The organism is Nostocoides vanveenii (assembly GCF_039531165.1).
GTDB classification, from domain to species: domain Bacteria; phylum Actinomycetota; class Actinomycetes; order Actinomycetales; family Dermatophilaceae; genus Nostocoides_A; species Nostocoides_A vanveenii.
This window is the reverse complement of record NZ_BAAAPN010000043.1, coordinates 47,995-66,049: the sequence shown is the minus strand read 5'-3', so window position 1 is coordinate 66,049 and position 18,055 is coordinate 47,995. Positions and strand designations below refer to the sequence as shown.

Genomic DNA, 18,055 nt, shown 5'->3' with positions numbered 1-18,055 from the left:
GTAACGCGATGGCGTAGACACCACCTGAGTTACCCCGGAGGCCTCACCGCGTCCTCGCGACACACCGACAATCCCGCTAGTCACTTTCGTAACACGGCCTAGCAGGGTTTAGGGGTTCCGGGCGGCCCACTCCAGGGCGAAGTAGGTCAGCAGGATGTCGGCACCGGCCCGCTTGAGGTGGATCAGCGACTCATCGACGGCCCGGTCCCGGTCGATCCACCCACGGTCGGCGGCGGCGACAATCGAGCTGTACTCTCCCGAGATCTGATAGGCCGCTACCGGCACGGTGGACATCTGCGCCACCGCGCGGATGATGTCCAGGTGTGGGCCGGCGGGCTTGACCATCACCATGTCGGCACCTTCGGCCACGTCGAGTTCGACCTCGCGGATCGCCTCGCGCGCGTTCCCCGGATCCTGCTGGTAGGCCGCCCGGTCACCGACCAGCGAGCTCGCGACCGCCTCGCGGAAGGGTCCGTAGAGCCCGGAGGTGTATTTCGCGGCATAGGCAAGCAGCACCGTGTCCGTATGCCCGTCCGCGTCCAGGGCCGCCCGCACGTGGCCGACTTGGCCGTCCATCATTCCCGAGAGCCCGAGCACGTCGGAGCCGGCGCGCGCCTGCGCCAGTGCCATCGCGGCATACCGCTCCAGGGTGGCGTCATTGTCGACGCGCCCCCGCGCATCGAGGACGCCACAGTGCCCGTGATCGGTGAACTCATCCAGGCACAGGTCGGTCATGACGACCAGTTCGCCGCCGACCGCGTCCGCGACGGCGCGGGTCGCGACGTTGAGGATGCCGTCGGGATCGTCGGCCCCGCTGCCACGTCCGTCCTTGGCCAGCGGCACGCCGAAGAGCATGATCCCGCCGATGTCCGCGGCCACACACTGGTGCGCGAGGTCGACGAGCGACGCGACCGTATGCTGCGCCACCCCCGGCATCGCGCCGATCGGCACCGGCGCGTCGATGCCCTCCCGGACGAAGGCCGGAAGCACTAGATCAGCCGGGTGCACGCGCGTCTCGGCAACCAGTCGCCGCAGTGCCGGGGTCGCCCGCAGCCGCCGCGGGCGGATGGCCGGATAGCCCATCAGCGGGCCTTGCGCCGGCTGGCGACCTTGCGTCGTGCGCTCGGCCGCAGCACGGGCACTCCGGCCTCGTGGGCCTGCCGCGCGAGCGCCCGGCCGTACTCCGCAAGCGCCTCGATCAGACTCGCCACCGAGGCCTCGGGGGCGAGGACGTCGACGCGCAGACCGTGCTCCTCGGCGGTCTTGGCGGTCGCCGGCCCGATGCAGGCGATGACCGTCGACGGGTGCGGCTTGCCGGCGATGCCCACCAGATTGCGCACCGTCGAGGATGAGGTGAACACGACCGCGTCGAAGTCGCCGGACTTGATCGCCTCCCGCACCTCGGGCGCCGGCGGCGCGGCGCGAACGGTGCGATAGGCCGTCGCATCTTCGACCTCCCACCCCATCTCCTGCAGACCGGCAGCGAGCGTGTCGGTCGCGATATCGGCCCGCGGCAGGAAGACCCGGTTGATCGGATCGAGATCGGCGTCGTACTCGGGCCAGTCGGACAGCAGCCCGCGCGCGGACTTCTCGCCGGTTGGCACCAGGTCCGGGTTGATCCCCCAGGCCCGCAGGGCTTCCGCGGTGACGCCACCGACGGCCGCGACCTTCAGCCCGGCGAAGGCCCGCGCGTCGAGACCAAAGTCCTCGAAGCGCTCACGCACCGCCTTGACCGCGTTGACCGAGGTGAAGCCGACCCATTCGTAACGACCGGTGACAAGGCCCTTGATCGCGCGGTCCATCTGATGCGGCGTGCGCGGGGGCTCGACGCTGATGGTCGGCACCACATCGGCGCCGGCGCCGTGGGTGGCGAGCAGGGCCACGGCCGACCCGGCCTGGTCCTGGGTGCGCGGGATGAGCACGCGCCACCCGTAGAGCGCCTTCGACTCGAACCACGACAACTGCTCGCGCAGCGCGACGGTCGGGCCGACGACCGCCAGCGAGGGGTGCCCGAGCGTGGCGACCACGGTCGCCGCGTGCGCGAGATCGGTCGTATGCGTGCACTGCCGGGTCGTCGTGCCCTGCTCGGTCAGCGCGACCGGCGTCGCCGGGTCGCGCCCCGCGTCCGCGAGTGCCACGAGGGCGCCGGCCAGGGCTGCGGCGTTTCCGAGCAGGACGACCGTGGTTCTCGGATCGACCGAGCGCGCGTAGTCGGCCCCGCTGTCGCCGGCCGCGATCACATGAACCGCGGAGGCGGCCGGGGAGGTCAAGGGGATGCCGGCATACGCGGGGACCGCGGTCACCGCGGTGACTCCGGGCACGATATCGACGGTGATCCCCGCCTTGCGACAGGCGAGGGCCTCCTCGGCGAGGCCGTTGAAGGTCGTCGGGTCGCCGTCCATCAGGCGCACGACGCGGCCACCGGGGTTGGCCTTGGCCGCCTGGACCACGATCTTGGCGCGCGAGGCGTGCGTCAACGGCTGCCCATGGGTGCCGTGCGAGGCGTCGACGACTTCGACATCGGGACGGGCATGCGCCGCGACGAGGGAGGCCTTGGTCAGCTGGTCGGTGACGACGACGTCGGCGCTCTCCAGCGCGGCGACGGCCGCGAGCGTGAGCAGACTGGGGTCGCCCGGACCCGCCCCGACAAAGGCAACCGATGCCGGGCGGCGCGCCGAGTGGGCGGCCGAGGGGCTGAGCGGGCTCACGTGGTCTTCTCCGATTCGTCGATTGCGGTCGTCTGGGCGAGCATGCCGGGTCTCGTCGCCGGCTCGGCGGTGGCGGCCAGTTGGCCCTCGCCCGGGGGATCGAGTGTGGTCGTGCCGCCGGACGGGGTCGTGGGGCTGGCCGGCGCGCCGAAGCCGCGCTCGACGCGCGCCTGCGCGGCGCCGTCCGCCAGCAGCAAGGCGGCCAATCGGGTGCCGACACCCACCGGGTCGTCGGCCGGACCGGTGACGGAACGGCGCAGTTGCAGGGCGCCGTCGCGGGTGCCGACGAACGCCCGGACGGACAGGTCGAGGGCAGTAACGCCCTCGACCACCTCGGCGAGCACGCCGACGGGCGCCGTGCAGCCGGCCTCCAGGAGGGCGAGCACGGTGCGTTCGGCCGTCACGCAGGCCTGCGTTTCGGGATCATCGAGGGCGGCCAGGACCTCGCACACGGCGGAGTCATCGGCGCGACACTCGAGGGCTAGGGCACCCTGACCGGCAGCCGGCAAGACCTGGATCGGGTCGAGGACCTCAGTCGCGCGATCGGCCAGGCCGAGGCGCAGCAGGCCGGCGCGCGCGAGGACGACGGCATCGAGTTCGCCTGTGTCAACCAGGGCCAGACGGGTCTCCACATTGCCCCGGATCGGGACGATCTCGACGCCCAGGCCCAGAGCCACCAGCTGGGCCTCGCGGCGGGGCGAGCCCGTGCCGATGCGGGCTCCGGACGGCAACTCGCCGAGGGTCAGGCCGTCGCGGGCCACCAGGACATCCCGGACGTCTTCGCGAACAGGGGTCGCGGCGATGACCAGGCCGGCTTCGGGCGCGGTCGGCAGGTCCTTGAGCGAGTGGACCGCGAGGTCGATATCCCCGGCGCGCAAGGCCCGCCGCAGCGCGGACGCGAACACGCCAGTGCCACCGATGGTCTCCAGGGCCGCCCGGTTGGTGTCACCCTCGGTAACGATCTCGACGAGCTCGACGTCGTGGCCGGCCGCACGCAAGGCGTCGGCGATCTGGCCCGATTGGGTCAGGGCGAGCCGGCTGCGGCGGGTGCCGAGGCGAAAGGCGATCATCACGCCTCCCGCTCGACAGCCCGGCCGCGGTCGCTCTCGCCGGCCGCGCCCGTGAGGCCACCAGCGGTCGGGCCGACACCGGCGACCCGTTCGGAGTCGCCGGCGCCGGAGGCTGCGCCGGTGACTTCGCTCGACCCGCCCTCGCTGGGTCGGTCGTAGGCGAGCGCCGGCAAGGTCACCGCACCCGATTCCGCGGCCGGCGCGGGTGCGAAGAGTTCGGCAAGGGCGTCGGCATACTCGGCCATCCGGCCGCTGGCCGCGAGTTCCTTGACCCGCACGGTGGGGCCGTGCAGGAGCTTGTCGACGAGGCGACCCATGGCGATCTCGACCTCGCGACGTTCGGCGTCGCCGAGATTCGGCGTGCGCGAGCGCAGGCGGCCCACTTCACCGGCGAGGATCGTGGCGCCCCGCTCGCGCATGGCCGCGATCGTCGGGACCGCGGCCTGGACGGACCGGGCGCTGATGAAGTCGGCGACCTCGGTGTCGACCAGGCCGGTGGCCGCCCGGACGACGGGGTTGCCCGTTACCGCGCGCAGCCGGGCGCCCAGGTGATCCAACCCGAGTCGCGTGACCCCCCGCAGGTCCCCGGCCGCGTGCTCGATGTCGTGCGGCATCGCCAGATCGACCAACACCTGGGGCCGTTGCGACTCCGCCCGCGCCGCGTCCACCACGGATGCCGTCAGCACCAGGCCGGGCGCCCCGACGCACGACACAACCACATCGGCCGCGCCGAGGGCATCGGGAAGTTCGGCTAGGTGGGCGGCGCGGCCGCCGACGCGGAAGGCCAGGGCTTCACCGCGGGCATACGTCCGGTTGACGATGACGATCGAGCCGTAGCCCGCGCGCGCCGCCGTGGTCGCTACCAATGCCGCCATTGCGCCCGCCCCGACGACGACGAGTCGCGTTTGCACCGGGGGGCCGACGATCTGCGAGGCCGCCCCGAATGCGGTCTCGACCAGCGAGGAGGAATACGTCTCGATGCCGGTCTCGGTGTGGACGCGCTTGCCGACCCGCAACGCCTGCTGGAAGAGCTGGTTGAGGCTCGACCCGGTCAGCCCGGCAGCTTGTGCCTCGTGCAACGAGACCCGCAGCTGTGCCCGAATCTGGTTCTCCCCCAACGCCATCGAGTCGAGACCGCTTGCCACCCGGAAGGTATGCGCGATCGCACCATCCTCGTAGTGCACCCCGAGTCGCTCGGTCAGGTCGGCCCGCGGAAGGCCCGACTGCCCGGACAGGGCATCGGTGATGTCCGCGATCGCGCCGTGGAAGGTGGCGGCCTCGGCATACACCTCGGTCCGGTTGCAGGTGGAGACAACGACGACCTCGCGGACGTGCTCGCTCCCGGCGATGGCGTGGGCGAGATCGCGGCGGCCGGAGGCGTCGAGGCTGATCCGTTCGAGCAGGTCGAGGGGTGCGTTGTGGTGGGAGAGGCCGAGGACGAGCAGGCTCACGGCGCCACCGCCAGCTGCGGAGCGCGGCTGCGCTGCTGCTTATGGAAGGCGAGGATCTGCAGTTCCGTTGCGACATCGACCTTGCGCACATCGACGCCGGCAGGCACGTTCAAGGTCACGGCGGCGAAGTTCAGGATCGAGGTGACACCGGCCGCGATGAGTGCGTCGCAGACCTCCTGGGCGGCGTGCGCGGGGGTGGTGATCACACCCAGCGTGTCGGGGGCCGCGGCCAGCGCCGGGAGCGCGGTCATCGCGCTGACCACCAGGCCGGCCACGGGCTGGCCGACGACTGCGGGATCCCGATCCATCAGCGCGACGAGCTGGAATCCGCCCGCCGCGAAACCGCCATAGGCGGCGAGGGCGCGCCCGAGGTTGCCCATGCCGACGATCAGCACGGGCCAGTCGCGCGTCAGACCGAGCGCCCGGGCGATCTCGACCGAGAGGTGGGTAACGTCATACCCGACGCCGCGCACGCCATGGCTGCCGAGGAACGAGAGGTCTTTGCGCACCATCGCCGAGCCTACGCCGGTGGCCGCCGCGAGCGCTTCGGAGGAGGTCGAGACGACCCCCCTGCCGCTCATCGAGGTCAACGCGCGAAGATAGTCGGGCAGGCGGGCGACCGTGGCGTCAGGGATGCCGCGACGCCGGATCTCGGTCGCTGACACCTCGGTCACCTCGTTCTGTCAGGCGTGGTCGGGGCGATCCGGGTGCCGATCGGCACCCTCGCGCTTCTCGCAAGGCTACGCGCTTGTGAAGGCCTTCACAAAGTCTCGCGTGCAGAGTGAGATACCCCTGCGGGCATGGTCCTTCGTCGTCTCGACGGCCACGTGAGCAGCGTCACCCTGCGCCCGTGGGTCAGCGACCACGGGCGCCGAGCCCGGCGCGCAGCCGTTGCGGATCGACCCGCCAGTAGGCGTGGACCTCTCCGTCGATCAACACCACCGGGATCAGATCGCCGTATGCCGCGCTCAGGCGCGCGTCGTCGTCCACCGACTGCTCGACAACAGTCAGTCCGAACTCGGCCGCCACTGCGCGCACGACCGGCTCCGCGTCCGCGCACAGGTGACAACCCGGGCGGCCGATGAGCACAACCGGCGGGACAGTCCCGGCCCCCGGTGCGGACACGCGGTGAGCGGACGGCATACGGGCTGGGCGCGCGCGAGGCCGTCGCACGCCGTCAGTGGAAGACAGAGCGCCGCGAGGCCAGGAGGCCGTAGACGGTCTGCTGGATGGTCTCGCGCACCCGGTCGGTCAGGTCGAAGACGATCATCGGATCGTCGGCGGCCTTCGGGTCGAAGGCGCCGGTGTCGACGGGCGGGCCGAACTCGATGATCCATTTGCTCGGCAACGGAATCATGCCCAGTGGGCCGAGCCAGGGGAAGGTGGGCGTGACCGGGAAATAGGGCAGACCCACCAGGTTGGCCAAGCCCTTGAGATTGGCGATCATCGGGTAGATCTCCTCGGCACCGATGATCGCGCACGGGATGATGGGCACCCCGGTGCGGATGGCCGCGGAAACGAAACCGCCGCGGCCGAAGCGTTGAAGTTTGTAGCGCTCGTTGAACGGCTTGCCGACACCCTTGAAGCCCTCGGGCCAGACACCGACGAGTTCGCCGCTGGTCAACAGGCGTTCGGCGTCGGGGTTGGTGGCGAGGGTGGCTCCGCCCTTGCGGGCGATGCTGCCCAGGCCGGGAGTGCCGAAGACCAGGTCCGCGCCGAGCTCGCGCAGTTGGCGGTGCGCAGGGTGCTTGTCGTGGATGGCGACCTGGGTCATCAGGGAATCGACCGCGACCGTGCCGGAGTGATTGGCCACCAGGAGCGCGCCACCGGTGCTGGGAATGTTCTCCAGGCCGCGGACCTCGACGCGGAACCAGGTGTAGAAGAGCGGCCGGAGCAGGGGGTAAAGGATGTGCTCGGCGAAGTCCGCGTCATAGCCGTAGTTGTCGACGGCGTAGTCGCCCGTCAGCCGGCGCCGGATGAACGCGACGGCTTCGGCGGCCTTGGCCTCAGCCTCGTCGCGCGACATACCCAACGGCCCGGCGGCCCGGTGGGCGACGGCGCGAACACCCGCGACGAACTCCTTCAGCCCGGGCTTGCCGGGGGCAGACGGGCGTGCGGAGGGATGGGCGGCGAAGGGCGGTTCGGGCGCGAGTTCGTCGGGCTGGACCACGCGCAAGTGGCTCGCCGGCTCGCCGAGCAGGGGCGTGGCGGTGCGGCGGGCGCGCTCGCTCGAGGCGCGGGCCGCGCCAGCGGCGACGGAGGGGCGGCGTGGCGTGCTCATTGGTGGGCCTTTCCGGTCACGAGGACGCCGGTGACCGCGTGCACGGCCTCTTCGGCGACGTCGGCGGCGGAGGAGACGGCGGCGAGGGCCTGGTCGACCGGCCGGGGCGCGGCGGCGACGAAGTCCTCGAAGGCGCCACGGGTAGTCCAGGTCGGCTCGAAGCCGAGGAGGTGGCGCATCTTGCTGGTGTCGAGGCCGCGGCCGTGGACCAGCAACTCCAGTTGCTCGGGCGAGAAGTCCAGGATCCCGGTGCGTTTGAAGAGCGAGTTGGCGCCGCGGGTGGCGACCGCGGGAATCTTGACGAAGGGGCGCCCGGTCAGGGCCGTGGCCTGGCTGACCGTGATGATCCCGTCGCCGGCGACGTTGACCGTGCCGGCCGGCGGGGCGAGGGTCGCCCGGACGGTTGCCGCTGCGACATCGTCTTCGTGGAGGAATTGCAGGCGGCCGTCCCAGCCCAGAGGCAGCGGGATCAGCGGGAGCCGGAAGAAGTCGGTCATCGCCGTGCGGATGCGCGGGCCGATGACATTCGCAAGCCGCAGCACGGTGATGCCGACGTCGGGGCGGCGCCGGGCGAAGCCGCGGACATACGCCTCGACCTCGACCGAGTCCTTGCCGAAACCGACGTTGGGCAGCCGCCGGGCGGCCATGTCCTCGGTGAACATCGCCGGGTCCCGATAGGAGGAGCCGTAGACACCGGCCGTCGACTTGACGACGAGGCGTTGCACGCGAGTGCTCTTTTGGCAGGCCGCGAGCAACTGCATCGTCCCGATGACGTTGATCTCTTTCTGCGTCGCCCGGCCACCGGCGTTCAGCGGGGTCGCGATGACGCCCATATGGACAACGGTGTCGACCTGCTGCTGCTCGATGATCTTGCCGATCATCGGTGAGCGGATGTCTGCGCGCACGAACTCGGCACCGCCGATCGGGCGCGGGGGTGGGACGACGTCGACGCCGATAATCCGGGGGACCTCGTCGGTTTGCGACAGGGCGCGCGCGAAGGCGCCACCGAGATAGCGGGACACGCCGGTGATCAGGACGACTTCCGGCATGGTGCTCTCCTACCTCACGTCACGCCCGCGCGGGGCGCCAGGGTTACTTCTTGTTGCGACGCTGGTGACGCGTCTTGCGCAGCAGCTTGCGGTGCTTCTTCTTGGCCATCCGCTTGCGCCGCTTCTTGATGACAGAACCCATTGACAACCCTTGCTTCGTAACGTGTGGAGATCATCGGACGCATCGCAGCCGCCGTGATCGACTCGGTCGGTGGCCGCGTGAGCTACCTGAAGGGACAGCCTACCGGCGGCAGTCGGCACGCCCAAACCGTGCCCCAGGTGTCCTTGGGCACGGTTTGTGGTGGCGATATTTTCTCGGGCCGCCACGCGGTCGCCAGCAGCGGGTGCCGGGCAGGCCGGCATACGTCCTGAGTCAGGCGGTTTCGATGAAGGCGGTCTCGAGATAGGCATCGACGGCGTCGGCCGGCACGCGGAAGGACCGTCCGACGCGGATCGCGGGAAGCTCGCCACCGTGGACCATTCGGTACACGGTCATCTTCGATACGCGCATGATCGCGGCCACTTCGGCCACGGTGAGGAATTTGACCTCGGAAAGCTGCCGGTCGGCAGACATGCGAACCTCGTCTTTTCTATCGCGCATCGCCGGCTTCCCCTCCGGCGGATTCCTACGCAATCTCGTCGGGAGCAACCATAGGGGCAGTTGTTACTCCTGTGAAGCCGGGGCCACCGACCGAGTGAAATTTCCCCGGGCTTGTCCAGCCGACACGCCGGCCGGCGGCCCCGAACCTAACGTCTGCTAGCAGCAGTTAGGTGACGTCCAGCAGGGTAGAACCTGCTGGACGTCACCTAAACCCCGCTAAGTCACCCTGCCGGGCGCCGAGCTCCGGGACCGCTGTCAGTCGAACCAAACGTCCAAACCGTGGTGAGCGAAGATCGCCTCGCGTGTGGCCATCACGGCGGCGTCGACGGGGCTGTGGGGGTTGTAACCGAGCTCCCAGGGCTGGACCCAGATGGGGCTGCTGCCCGGGGGCAAGTCGCTCATCCGGGCCGGTCCGCGGCGACCGGTGAGCGCGGCGACCTGGTCGCGCCAAGCCTGGGGGATCTCGGTCTGGGGTTCGATCGGGCGGTGTCCGGCGATGGCGGTCAGGTGCGTCCAGGCTCGCGGGACGACGTTGACCAGTTCGTAACCGCCGCCGCCGAGGCTGATCCAACGGCCGTTGCAGAGCTCGTGAGCCAAGTCGTGGATGTCGAGCATCGCCTGGCGTTGCGCGTCGACGGTCAGCGTCAGATGGGCGAGGGGATCCTCCATGTGCGTGTCGCAGCCGTGCTGGGTGACCAGCACCTGCGGCTTGAAGGCGCGCACGACCGGGAAGATGGCCGAGCGCACGGCGCGCAGCCAGGCCGAGTCCGAGGTCCCCGCCGGCAGCGCCACATTGAGTGCGTAGCCCTCCCCCGACGCGTGCCCGATATCGCGGGCCCACCCCGTGCCAGGAAAGAGCAGTCGGCCGTTCTCGTGGATCGAGGCCGTCAGCACCCGCGGGTCGTCGGCGAAGATCGCCTCGACGCCGTCGCCGTGGTGGACATCGACATCGAGATAGGCCACTCGCTCCACGCCGTGGTCGAGTAGCCACGCGATGCCGACCGCGATGTCGTTGTAGATGCAGAAGCCGCTGGCCCGATCCCGCATCGCATGGTGCAGGCCGCCGCAGAAGTTGACCCCGTGCTCGATCTCGCCCGCGTGGACAGCCCGGCACATCTCCACCGTGCCGCCCACGATGCGAGCGCTCGCCTCGTGCATCCCCACGAAGGCCGGATCGTCCTCCGTCCCCAGCCCGTATGCCGATTCCGCCGTCGCGGGATCGGCGGACGCCCGCTTGACGGCAGCGATGAAGCCCCGGTCGTGGACCGTCGCCAGCAGGTCGTCGTCCGCGGGTTCGGGCGCTATCGGCGCGACGATGTCGAAGAGGCCGAACTCCTTGCACAGCCGGGCCGTCAGGTCGAGTCGGAGCGGGCCCATGGGGTGCCCGTCACCGAAGTTGTACCCGGTGAAGACCGGATCCCAGATCAGCCGCGCCCCATCGCCCATACGGGAACGCTATCGCGGCCTGGGAGCCGCCCGATCAGAATCCGCGGCGGTCCTCGGTCAGCGGCAACACCATGGCGATCTCTTCCTCGTCGCCGTCGCCGTTTTGGACCCGCATCGGGCGGCGGCGGCCCGTGGGGCGGAAGCCGAAACTGGAGGCAAAAGCCACCGCGCGACCGTTGTCGGTGCCCACCCAGTAGGCGATCCGGTCGAAGCCCTGCTCGGCGGCATACGTCGCTCCGGACTTCACCAGATTGGCGGCGATGCTGCGCCCGCGCCATTGCGGCGCGACCCACAGACCGAAGAACTCGGCGCCGTTGTCCACGCCGTCGAGCGTGCCTATGCTCACCAGGCCGGCGGCCTCACCATCGGCCTCGGCGACCAGGCGGCGCGACCGGCTCAGGCGGGCGCGCCAGAAGTCCTCGGACTCGTCGGCCTCGTCGTCGTAGGAGGCCACGAACGCGTCGGGAGACTCCCGGAGGGCGTTCAGGCGCAAGGAGCGCAGCAGCTCCCACTCGTCCTCGGTCAAGGCGCGAACCACGATCTCCGTCATGGGCCCATCGTGTCATGCCGCGGGGATGCGGGCGGATCGGACGGCCGCTGTTCACCCTGGCTGGGGCCGGTGTTCAGGAGCGGGACAGCTCGCCGGAGCGCTCCGCGGCCGCCTCAACGGCGCTGACGAAGGCCGCCCGCACCCGGTGGTCGTCGAGGATGCGCAGCGCGGCCGCGGTGGTGCCTCCTGGCGAGGTGACCTGCTCACGAAGGACCGTCGGGTGGGTGCCGGTCTGGCGGATCATGGTCGCCGCTCCGTAGAGAGTCTGGACGGTCAACTCCGTCGCGGTCGCGCGTGGCAGGCCCAGCACGACGCCCGCCTCGATCATCGCCTCGACGACATAGAAGACGTATGCCGGCCCGGACCCAGAGATGGCTGTCACCGCGTCCTGATAGGACTCAGGGACCTCGATCACTTTCCCGCAGGAGGCGAGCAGGTCCGATGCGATGGCCATGTGCTCATCGGTGCAGTGGGCACCGCGCGAGAGCGCCGCCATGCCCTGGTCGACCAGGGCCGGGGTGTTGGGCATCACCCGCACGACGCTGGTGCCTGCCGGCAGGCCGCCTTCGAGCACCTCGGTGGTGATACCAGCCGCAAGCGAGATGACGACATTGCCCACGGCGATGGCCGGGGCGATCTCGGCCAGCAGGCTGCGCATGTCCTGGGGCTTGACGACGAGCACGAGCACGTCGGCCGATTCGGCGGCGGCCGCGTTGTCGACGACCGAGATGCCGTATTTGGCTTCGAGTTCGGCGGCGCGATCCGCGCGGCGCTCGGTGATGACGAGGTCGCCGGGTGCTCGGCCGCTGCGAATCAGGCCGGACAGGAGGGTCTCACCCATCACTCCGGCACCGAAGATGGCGATGGTCATGGGCTGGCGGGTCCTTAGTTTCGGGAGATGAGCGAGCGGGCGAAAAGGAAGGCGTTGGCCGGTCGTTCGGCCATCCGGCGCATGAGGTATCCGTACCACTCCTCGCCATACGGCACATAAACGCGCATCTGATTGCCCCGGTCGGCGATCCGGCGTTGCTCCTCGGGCCGCACGCCGTAGAGCATCTGGAACTCGTAGCTGTCGGTCGGACGGCCGTGGTGGCGGGTCAACGCCGCGGCGATCTCGACCAGCCGGGGGTCGTGGGTGGCGATCATCGGGTAGCCAGGGCCGGCGAGCAGGACCTTCAGGCACCGGACATAGGACTTGGCCACGTCATCGGCGTCCTGATAAGCGACCGACTCGGGCTCGGCGTACGCGCCCTTGCACAGGCGCACCCGGCTGCCGTCCGTGGCCAGATCGCGACAGTCGCCCTCGGTGCGGTGCAGGTAGGCCTGGATCGCCACACCGACGAAGGAGAAGTCGGCGCGTAGCGCCTGCAGGGCCTCCAAGGTGGCGTCCGTCGTGGTGTGGTCCTCCATGTCGAGGGTCACCGTCGTTCCTGCCGCGAGCGCGGCAGAGCAGATCGTCCGCGCGTTCTCCAGGGCGATCGCCGGCCCGTCGGCGGGCAGCGATTGGCCGATCGCGCTGAGTTTGACGCTGACCTCGGCGCGTCCTTCGCTGGTGAGCCCTTCGTCAGCGAGCAGGCGCAACAGGTCGAGGTAGGCCTGGGTGGTCGCTTCGGCCTGTTCCACGTCGGTCGTGTATTCGCCCAGGTAGTCGATGGTCGCCGCCCGCCCGTTGGCACCGAGGTCCGCGACCGCAGTGACGACATCCGCGGCATACGCGCCCGGCACATACCGTTTGACGACCGAGCGCGAAACCGGCGCCCGCTCGACGATGTCGCGCACGCGGCCGGAGTCGGCGAGCGTGAGGAGGGACTTGCGCAGCAGTTCAGCCGGACCCATGGCAGCAGGCTACTCACCCGGGTGGTGCGGGCCCTTCAGGAGACGAGCCTTCGAGGTGCTATATTTCAGCACATGGTGAATATCTCGCCGGCAGTAGCCGTCGAGGGCCTGGTCGTCACCCGTGGTGGGCGACCGGTCCTGCCTGATCTCTCCTTCGCCGTCCCGCCCGGCCAGGTCGTGGGCCTGATGGGCCCGAGCGGCAGCGGTAAGTCCACCTTGATGCGATCCATCGTCGGTGTCCAGCGGATCGCCAGCGGGCGAGTGGAGGTCTTCGGCCTGGAGGCCGGCAGCCCCCAACTGCGGCGCCGGGTCGGCTATGTCACCCAGGGCCCGAGCGTGTATGCCGATCTGTCGGTCCGCGCCAATGTCGCCTATTTCGCGGCGATGGTCGGGGTCGGCGAGGAGGCCGTGGATCAAGCCATCGCCGGCGTCGATCTGACCCCCTATCGCGATCGCCGCGTCGAGACCCTCTCCGGCGGCCAGCGCTCGCGGGTCTCGCTCGCGGCGGCCCTGGTCGGCGGTCCCGACCTGCTGGTGCTCGACGAGCCCACGGTCGGACTCGACCCCGTCTTGCGCCGCGATCTATGGGCGCTCTTCCACGGCCTCGCGGAATCCGGCACCTCCTTGCTGGTGTCGAGCCATGTCATGGACGAGGCGACCCGGTGCGACCGGTTGCTGTTGCTGCGCGGGGGACGGCTGGTGGCGGACACCACGCCGGCCGAGTTGCTCGCCCGCACGGGCACCAACGACCCCGAAACGGCCTTCTTGACCCTCATCGAATCGTCGCAGGTGGCGCAGTGAACCCGCGCCTGACCCTGGCGACGGCCGGCCGGGTGCTCGCCCAGATCCGCGGCGACCACCGCACCGTCGCCCTGCTCCTGGTCGTGCCGTGCGTGCTGATGGGCCTGCTGGCGTGGGTCTTCGACGGCACTCCCCTTTTCGACCGGGTCGGGCCGGCCCTGCTCGGCGTGTTCCCCTTCGTCGTGATGTTCGTCGTCACCAGCGTTGCCACCTTGCGCGAACGCACCTCCGGAACCCTGGAACGGCTGCTGACCACGCCGCTCGGCCGGGGCGACTTCATGGTCGGGTATGCCCTGGCCTTCGCGGTCATGGCGATCCTCCAGGCGGTCATCGCGACCGCCTTCTCGATCTACGTCTGCGGGCTGGACATCTCCGGACCGGTCTGGATGCTTGTCGCCATCGCCGTCATCGACGCCGTTCTCGGCACGGCGCTGGGTCTGCTCGCGAGCGCCTTCGCGCACACAGAGTTCCAAGCCGTGCAGTTCATGCCGGCCTTCGTGCTCCCGCAGTTCCTTCTGTGCGGCCTGCTCGCGCCGCGCGCCGGCCTTGCCGACCCGCTGCGCTGGCTCTCCGATGTGCTGCCGTTGTCGTATGCCGTTGACGCCATGTCCGCGGTGACCACGAGTTCCTCCCCCTGGGGTCAGGTGCGCGGCGACGTGCTGATCCTGCTCGGGTTCATCATCGGGGCCTTGCTGCTCGGCTCCTTGACGTTGCGCCGACGAACCGACTGACCTGCGCGCCGGCCGCGCTCACGATCGGGGCGGAGGTGCGACATACGCCTGGAGGGTCGGGCCGAGCAGGGCGACCAACTCCTCCACGCCCGCATCGACGACCGGTCCGTATTCGATGACATAGCGCATGATCGCGACGCCGACCATCTGCGCCGCGGCCAACCCGCCGCGGATCTCGGGCGTTGACGTGGGCCGCTCGACGGTCGGTACGCGAGCATCCATCTCCGCGGTCACCCGCGTGAACACCTCGCCGGTGAGGAACTCCCGCAGCATCCGGCCCGCCTCGTGGTTGGTGATGGCAGACCGCATGAGCCCTTGCATCCGCTCCCGCCCCGGCGGCTGGTCCCAGATCGCGAAGAAGCTGCGGACCATCGCCGCCCCGATCTGCTCCCGGGGGGTGTGCAGTAGGCCGGAAACGATGACGCTCGGGTCAATCGGGATGGCCATGACGGTGGCAAAGAGGGCTGCTTTGCCGGAGAAATAGTGGTGGATCAGCGCCGGGTCGACGCCAGCCCGGCTGGCGATCGCGCGCAGCGACGTGGCGTCATAACCCTTGGCGGCGAACTCGATCCGCGCCGCCGCGACGATCTCGCCGCGGGTGTCGGCTCCCACCGGCCGCCGCCCGCGCGGACTCACGACTCGCTCCGCGGCGGTTTGGGCCGACAAGACTTCGGCGGTGCTGCCGCCTTGGGCGCCCGGGCCGTCCGGGCGGGTTTGGTTGCGCGCGCTGCCCGCGGCGCGCGGGCCCGCGTCGGGCGTTTGCGTCCCGGCGCGCCGTCGATCTCGCTAGCGTCAGCGGTCACGCCCACCACGCCGGCCTCGGCGCGGGCGTCGATCCTGGCGAGGTCCACAGCTGTGGGCTCGTGCACGGCCGCTGCGGCCGCGGACCGCTCGGGCGGGTCGAGGTGCAGGCGGGCGAAGGCCAGCGCCTCGGCGAGGTCACCGGCCCGGGCGTGGGGGTCGAGTCGCCGGGTGCTCACCTCCACGACCACCGAACCGGCGAACGCGTCGGCCACCAGGTGCTCAAGGACCTCGGCACATGGCTGGTTCCCCCGACCCGGCACGAGGTGCTCGTCCATCGGGCCACCCAGGCCGTCGGCCAGGTGCAAATGGGTCAGCCTCGACCCCAGTTCGCGCGTCATCGCCATCGCGTCCGAGCCGGCGGTCGCCGTATGCGAGAGATCGAGCGTGACGTGCCGGAACGGCTGCGGGGTCGGGTCCCAGTGGGGCAGATAGGCCAGCACCTCGCGCTGGCGGGCCCGCCAGGGATACATATTCTCGACCGCGATGGTGATCCCCGACGTGGACTCCCGCGCGGCGACCCCCTGCACGAAGGTCTCGGCATAACCCTTCTGCCAGCGGAAGGGCGGGTGCACCACGACGACCGATGCGCCGACCTCCTGGGCCAACTCGATGGACCGGTCCACCTTGGTCCATGGGTCAGGACCCCAGATCCGCTGGGTGAGAAGCAGGGTCGGTGCGTGGATGGCGACGATGGGCAGGCCGTGGAGTTCGCTCAGTCGCGCGAGGGCCCCGGCCTCGCGGCTGACCGGATCCGGCATGACCATCACCTCGACCCCGTCGTAGCCGAGGCGGGAAGCGAGCGCAAATGCCGAAGCCGTGGACTCGGGATAGACCGAGGCCGAGGACAGCGCGACGACCGGGCGATCAGGCATCCCCAGGACTGCTTCCTCCCGGATCGGGGATGACGTCGAGGCGCCGAAGGATCAAGCCTTCGCGCAGGGCCCATGGGCAGATGGTCAAGCGCTGGACGTGCAGCAGATCCATGGCGGCTTCGGCGACGAGGGCGCCGGCGAGCACCTGGTGGGAGCGCACCCCTGATACGCCCGGGAGTCGCGTGCGCTCGGCGCCGGTCAGCGGCGCCAGCGTGGCGATCACCTCCCGCAGGTCGTCGCGGTCCAGGGTGCGGGTGACCAGGGGGCCGGCGTTGCTCGGGGCCGCGCCCGCAAGGCGGGCCAGGGAACGGAAGGTCTTGGAGGTCCCGACCACGGTGTCGGCGTCCTGGGCGCGCAGGATCGGCCGCACGCCCGCAGCCAGTGTGGCTCGGATGGTGCGGCGGGCCTCCTTGATCCGCGCCGGCGTGGGTGGATCGCCGGCGAGCAGATCGTTGGTCACCCGGCCCGCGCCGAGCGGCACCGACACGGCGGCGTCCGGTTCCTCGTCCACGCCGATGGCTAGTTCCAGGGAGCCGCCACCGATGTCGAGGACCAGCAGATTGCCCGCCGACCAGCCGCACCAGCGGCGGGCGGCGAGGAAGGTGACGCGGGCCTCGTCCGACCCGGCCAGCACCTGGACCGGGACGCCGGCTTGCGCGCCGAGCGTGTCAAGGACGGCCTGGCCGTTCCCGGCCTCGCGGATGGCGGACGTGGCGAAGGCCAGCATCTCTTCCACGCCGTGGTCGTCGGCGAGTTCGCGAGCCTCCTGCATGAAGGTCGAGAGCGCCGCGATACCGGCCGCGTCCACGGTGTTGTCGACTAGGTGCTCGGACAGGCGCAATTCGATCTTGTGTGAGACCGCCGGCAGTGGATGGGCACCGTAATGGGCGTCGACGACGAGCAGATGGACCGTATTCGATCCGATGTCGATGACACCCAGGCGCACCCGGCCAGCCTAATAGGGCCCGCCCACCGCACCCGTCCGGCCGCGTAGGTGCGAATGGGCGAGGCGCGTGCCTACAGTTGGCGCTTGTGAGTGAGACCCCGCTGGAGATCCCTCGTGTCTGGGTGGAATTCGACGATCCGGCGGACTCGGCGCAACGCTTCCGCTGCGACCTGACCTGGCTCACGTCGAGTTGGACGTGCATCTTCGGAGGCGGCTGCCAGGGCATCTATGCCGACCGGCCCGATGACGGCTGCTGCACCCTAGGCTCCCATTTCACCGACCGCGATGATGTGCGCCGCGTCGCCGTCATCGCCGCGGAACTGGACGAGGAGACCTGGCAGCACCATCCCGGATCGGTTCGTCGTCGCGACTGGACCGAGAAGGAGGATGAGGCGACCAAGACCAAGGTCGTCGACGGTGCGTGCATCTTCCTCAACCGGCCGGGCTTCCCGGCGGGCGCCGGTTGCGCCCTGCACCAACAGGCGGTGCGGACCGGGCGGGCACCGCATACGGCAAAGCCGGACGTCTGCTGGCAACTGCCCATCCGGCGCACCTATCGCACGGTCAATCTCCCGGACGACACGTCCTATCTCGAGATCAGCATCACCGAGTACGACCGGCGCGGCTGGGGCCCGGGCGGGCACGACCTGGATTGGTACTGCTCGGGCAACCCCGATGCGCACGTCGGGCGCGAGCCCGTCTACCGCAGCCTGCGCCCGGAGTTGATCGAGTTGATGGGCGCCGAGGCGTATGCCGAGTTAGTGCTCCGGTGCGAGGCCCACATGCACAATGTGCGGCTGGTGCGCTCCAGCGGCGCCAAGACGCTGCTCCCGCTCCTGATCCACCCCGCGACCGTGGCCGCGCGGGCTCGTCCGCGCCCGCGGCGCCGGCGATGACCTCCGGCCGCGA

Annotated in this window: 20 protein-coding genes; 3 read left to right on the top strand and 17 right to left on the bottom strand. The window is 70.3% G+C overall.

The features are described 5' to 3' along the window. Positions 1-108 precede the first annotated feature (108 nt). The 14 genes from hemB to ABD209_RS08390 form a co-directional block, all read right to left on the bottom strand. Positions 109-1,083: a porphobilinogen synthase gene (gene hemB / locus ABD209_RS08455; protein ID WP_344064750.1), complete on the bottom strand. Its 975-nt coding sequence runs from the start codon at positions 1,081-1,083 to the stop codon at positions 109-111. Continuing rightward, positions 1,083-2,708 (bottom strand): bifunctional uroporphyrinogen-III C-methyltransferase/uroporphyrinogen-III synthase, encoded by a 1,626-nt coding sequence (locus tag ABD209_RS08450; RefSeq protein WP_344064747.1) that lies wholly within the window; start codon positions 2,706-2,708, stop codon positions 1,083-1,085. The genes hemB and ABD209_RS08450 overlap by 1 nt, the downstream gene beginning before the upstream one ends. Then, positions 2,705-3,778 (bottom strand): hydroxymethylbilane synthase, encoded by a 1,074-nt coding sequence (hemC, locus tag ABD209_RS08445; protein WP_344064744.1) that lies wholly within the window; start codon positions 3,776-3,778, stop codon positions 2,705-2,707. The genes ABD209_RS08450 and hemC overlap by 4 nt, the downstream gene beginning before the upstream one ends. Then, entirely contained in the window at positions 3,778-5,229 is a 1,452-nt protein-coding gene (locus ABD209_RS08440; RefSeq protein WP_344064741.1) for a glutamyl-tRNA reductase, read from the bottom strand. The genes hemC and ABD209_RS08440 overlap by 1 nt, the downstream gene beginning before the upstream one ends. Continuing rightward, the gene (locus ABD209_RS08435; protein WP_344064738.1) at positions 5,226-5,894 is read right to left on the bottom strand and encodes a redox-sensing transcriptional repressor Rex; all 669 of its coding nucleotides are present in this window, start codon (positions 5,892-5,894) and stop codon (positions 5,226-5,228) included. The genes ABD209_RS08440 and ABD209_RS08435 overlap by 4 nt, the downstream gene beginning before the upstream one ends. Positions 5,895-6,084: 190 nt before the next feature. Further along, complete coding sequence (locus tag ABD209_RS08430) at positions 6,085-6,354, bottom strand: glutaredoxin family protein (protein ID WP_344064735.1); 270 nt, start codon at positions 6,352-6,354, stop codon at positions 6,085-6,087. A 52-nt stretch (positions 6,355-6,406) separates the two neighbouring features. Beyond that, entirely contained in the window at positions 6,407-7,510 is a 1,104-nt protein-coding gene (locus ABD209_RS08425; RefSeq protein ID WP_344064732.1) for a lysophospholipid acyltransferase family protein, read from the bottom strand. After that, positions 7,507-8,559 carry an NAD-dependent epimerase/dehydratase family protein gene (locus ABD209_RS08420; protein WP_344064730.1) on the bottom strand — a complete coding sequence of 351 codons (1,053 nt, stop codon included), beginning with the start codon at positions 8,557-8,559 and terminating at the stop codon, positions 7,507-7,509. The genes ABD209_RS08425 and ABD209_RS08420 overlap by 4 nt, the downstream gene beginning before the upstream one ends. Positions 8,560-8,602: 43 nt before the next feature. Continuing rightward, entirely contained in the window at positions 8,603-8,701 is a 99-nt protein-coding gene (locus ABD209_RS08415) for a 30S ribosomal protein bS22 (protein WP_003792170.1), read from the bottom strand. A gap of 231 nt (positions 8,702-8,932) precedes the next feature. Further along, positions 8,933-9,133, bottom strand: coding sequence for a helix-turn-helix domain-containing protein (locus ABD209_RS08410; RefSeq protein WP_324387498.1), 201 nt, complete (start codon positions 9,131-9,133; stop codon positions 8,933-8,935). Positions 9,134-9,415: 282 nt separating this feature from the next. Then, positions 9,416-10,606, bottom strand: a complete 1,191-nt coding sequence (locus ABD209_RS08405; RefSeq protein WP_344064726.1) for an acetoin utilization protein AcuC — start codon at positions 10,604-10,606, stop codon at positions 9,416-9,418. A gap of 34 nt (positions 10,607-10,640) precedes the next feature. Beyond that, on the bottom strand, positions 10,641-11,156 hold the full coding sequence (locus ABD209_RS08400) for a GNAT family N-acetyltransferase (RefSeq protein ID WP_344064724.1): 516 nt from the start codon (positions 11,154-11,156) through the stop codon (positions 10,641-10,643). A 73-nt stretch (positions 11,157-11,229) separates the two neighbouring features. Beyond that, positions 11,230-12,027 carry a pyrroline-5-carboxylate reductase gene (gene proC / locus ABD209_RS08395; RefSeq protein WP_324387501.1) on the bottom strand — a complete coding sequence of 266 codons (798 nt, stop codon included), beginning with the start codon at positions 12,025-12,027 and terminating at the stop codon, positions 11,230-11,232. Positions 12,028-12,041: 14 nt separating this feature from the next. Further along, positions 12,042-12,992: a proline dehydrogenase family protein gene (locus ABD209_RS08390; protein WP_344064720.1), complete on the bottom strand. Its 951-nt coding sequence runs from the start codon at positions 12,990-12,992 to the stop codon at positions 12,042-12,044. 72 nt (positions 12,993-13,064) lie between these two features. On the opposite strand from ABD209_RS08390, the gene ABD209_RS08385 reads away from it, so the two are divergent. Then, positions 13,065-13,793 (top strand): ABC transporter ATP-binding protein, encoded by a 729-nt coding sequence (locus tag ABD209_RS08385; protein WP_344064717.1) that lies wholly within the window; start codon positions 13,065-13,067, stop codon positions 13,791-13,793. Beyond that, on the top strand, positions 13,790-14,524 hold the full coding sequence (locus tag ABD209_RS08380; RefSeq protein WP_344064714.1) for an ABC transporter permease: 735 nt from the start codon (positions 13,790-13,792) through the stop codon (positions 14,522-14,524). The genes ABD209_RS08385 and ABD209_RS08380 overlap by 4 nt, the downstream gene beginning before the upstream one ends. Positions 14,525-14,542: 18 nt before the next feature. On the opposite strand, the gene ABD209_RS08375 is transcribed toward ABD209_RS08380, so the two are convergent. From ABD209_RS08375 to ABD209_RS08365, 3 genes are read right to left on the bottom strand one after another with little or no spacing between them, the layout of a single operon-like run. Further along, positions 14,543-15,160 carry a TetR/AcrR family transcriptional regulator gene (locus tag ABD209_RS08375; protein WP_344064711.1) on the bottom strand — a complete coding sequence of 206 codons (618 nt, stop codon included), beginning with the start codon at positions 15,158-15,160 and terminating at the stop codon, positions 14,543-14,545. Beyond that, positions 15,157-16,200 (bottom strand): sugar phosphate isomerase/epimerase family protein, encoded by a 1,044-nt coding sequence (locus ABD209_RS08370; RefSeq protein WP_344064709.1) that lies wholly within the window; start codon positions 16,198-16,200, stop codon positions 15,157-15,159. The genes ABD209_RS08375 and ABD209_RS08370 overlap by 4 nt, the downstream gene beginning before the upstream one ends. Further along, the gene (locus ABD209_RS08365) at positions 16,193-17,146 is read right to left on the bottom strand and encodes a Ppx/GppA family phosphatase (protein ID WP_344064706.1); all 954 of its coding nucleotides are present in this window, start codon (positions 17,144-17,146) and stop codon (positions 16,193-16,195) included. The genes ABD209_RS08370 and ABD209_RS08365 overlap by 8 nt, the downstream gene beginning before the upstream one ends. A gap of 86 nt (positions 17,147-17,232) precedes the next feature. Here ABD209_RS08365 and ABD209_RS08360 point away from each other — a divergent pair, with 86 nt between their 5' ends. After that, positions 17,233-18,042, top strand: coding sequence for a DUF3109 family protein (locus tag ABD209_RS08360; protein ID WP_344064703.1), 810 nt, complete (start codon positions 17,233-17,235; stop codon positions 18,040-18,042). Positions 18,043-18,055: the final 13 nt, after the last annotated feature.

Bases quoted from the DNA above. Each gene is read 5' to 3' on its own strand.
- hemB (WP_344064750.1), bottom strand. From the start codon at position 1,083: ATGGGCTATCCGGCCATCCGCCCGCGGCGGCTGCGGGCGACCCCGGCA.
- hemC (WP_344064744.1), bottom strand. From the start codon at position 3,778: ATGATCGCCTTTCGCCTCGGCACCCGCCGCAGCCGGCTCGCCCTGACC.
- ABD209_RS08425 (WP_344064732.1), bottom strand. From the start codon at position 7,510: ATGAGCACGCCACGCCGCCCCTCCGTCGCCGCTGGCGCGGCCCGCGCC.
- ABD209_RS08420 (WP_344064730.1), bottom strand. From the start codon at position 8,559: ATGCCGGAAGTCGTCCTGATCACCGGCGTGTCCCGCTATCTCGGTGGC.
- ABD209_RS08415 (WP_003792170.1), bottom strand. From the start codon at position 8,701: ATGGGTTCTGTCATCAAGAAGCGGCGCAAGCGGATGGCCAAGAAGAAG.
- ABD209_RS08410 (WP_324387498.1), bottom strand. From the start codon at position 9,133: ATGTCTGCCGACCGGCAGCTTTCCGAGGTCAAATTCCTCACCGTGGCC.
- ABD209_RS08405 (WP_344064726.1), bottom strand. From the start codon at position 10,606: ATGGGCGATGGGGCGCGGCTGATCTGGGATCCGGTCTTCACCGGGTAC.
- ABD209_RS08400 (WP_344064724.1), bottom strand. From the start codon at position 11,156: ATGACGGAGATCGTGGTTCGCGCCTTGACCGAGGACGAGTGGGAGCTG.
- proC (WP_324387501.1), bottom strand. From the start codon at position 12,027: ATGACCATCGCCATCTTCGGTGCCGGAGTGATGGGTGAGACCCTCCTG.
- ABD209_RS08390 (WP_344064720.1), bottom strand. From the start codon at position 12,992: ATGGGTCCGGCTGAACTGCTGCGCAAGTCCCTCCTCACGCTCGCCGAC.
- ABD209_RS08385 (WP_344064717.1), top strand. From the start codon at position 13,065: ATGGTGAATATCTCGCCGGCAGTAGCCGTCGAGGGCCTGGTCGTCACC.
- ABD209_RS08370 (WP_344064709.1), bottom strand. From the start codon at position 16,200: ATGCCTGATCGCCCGGTCGTCGCGCTGTCCTCGGCCTCGGTCTATCCC.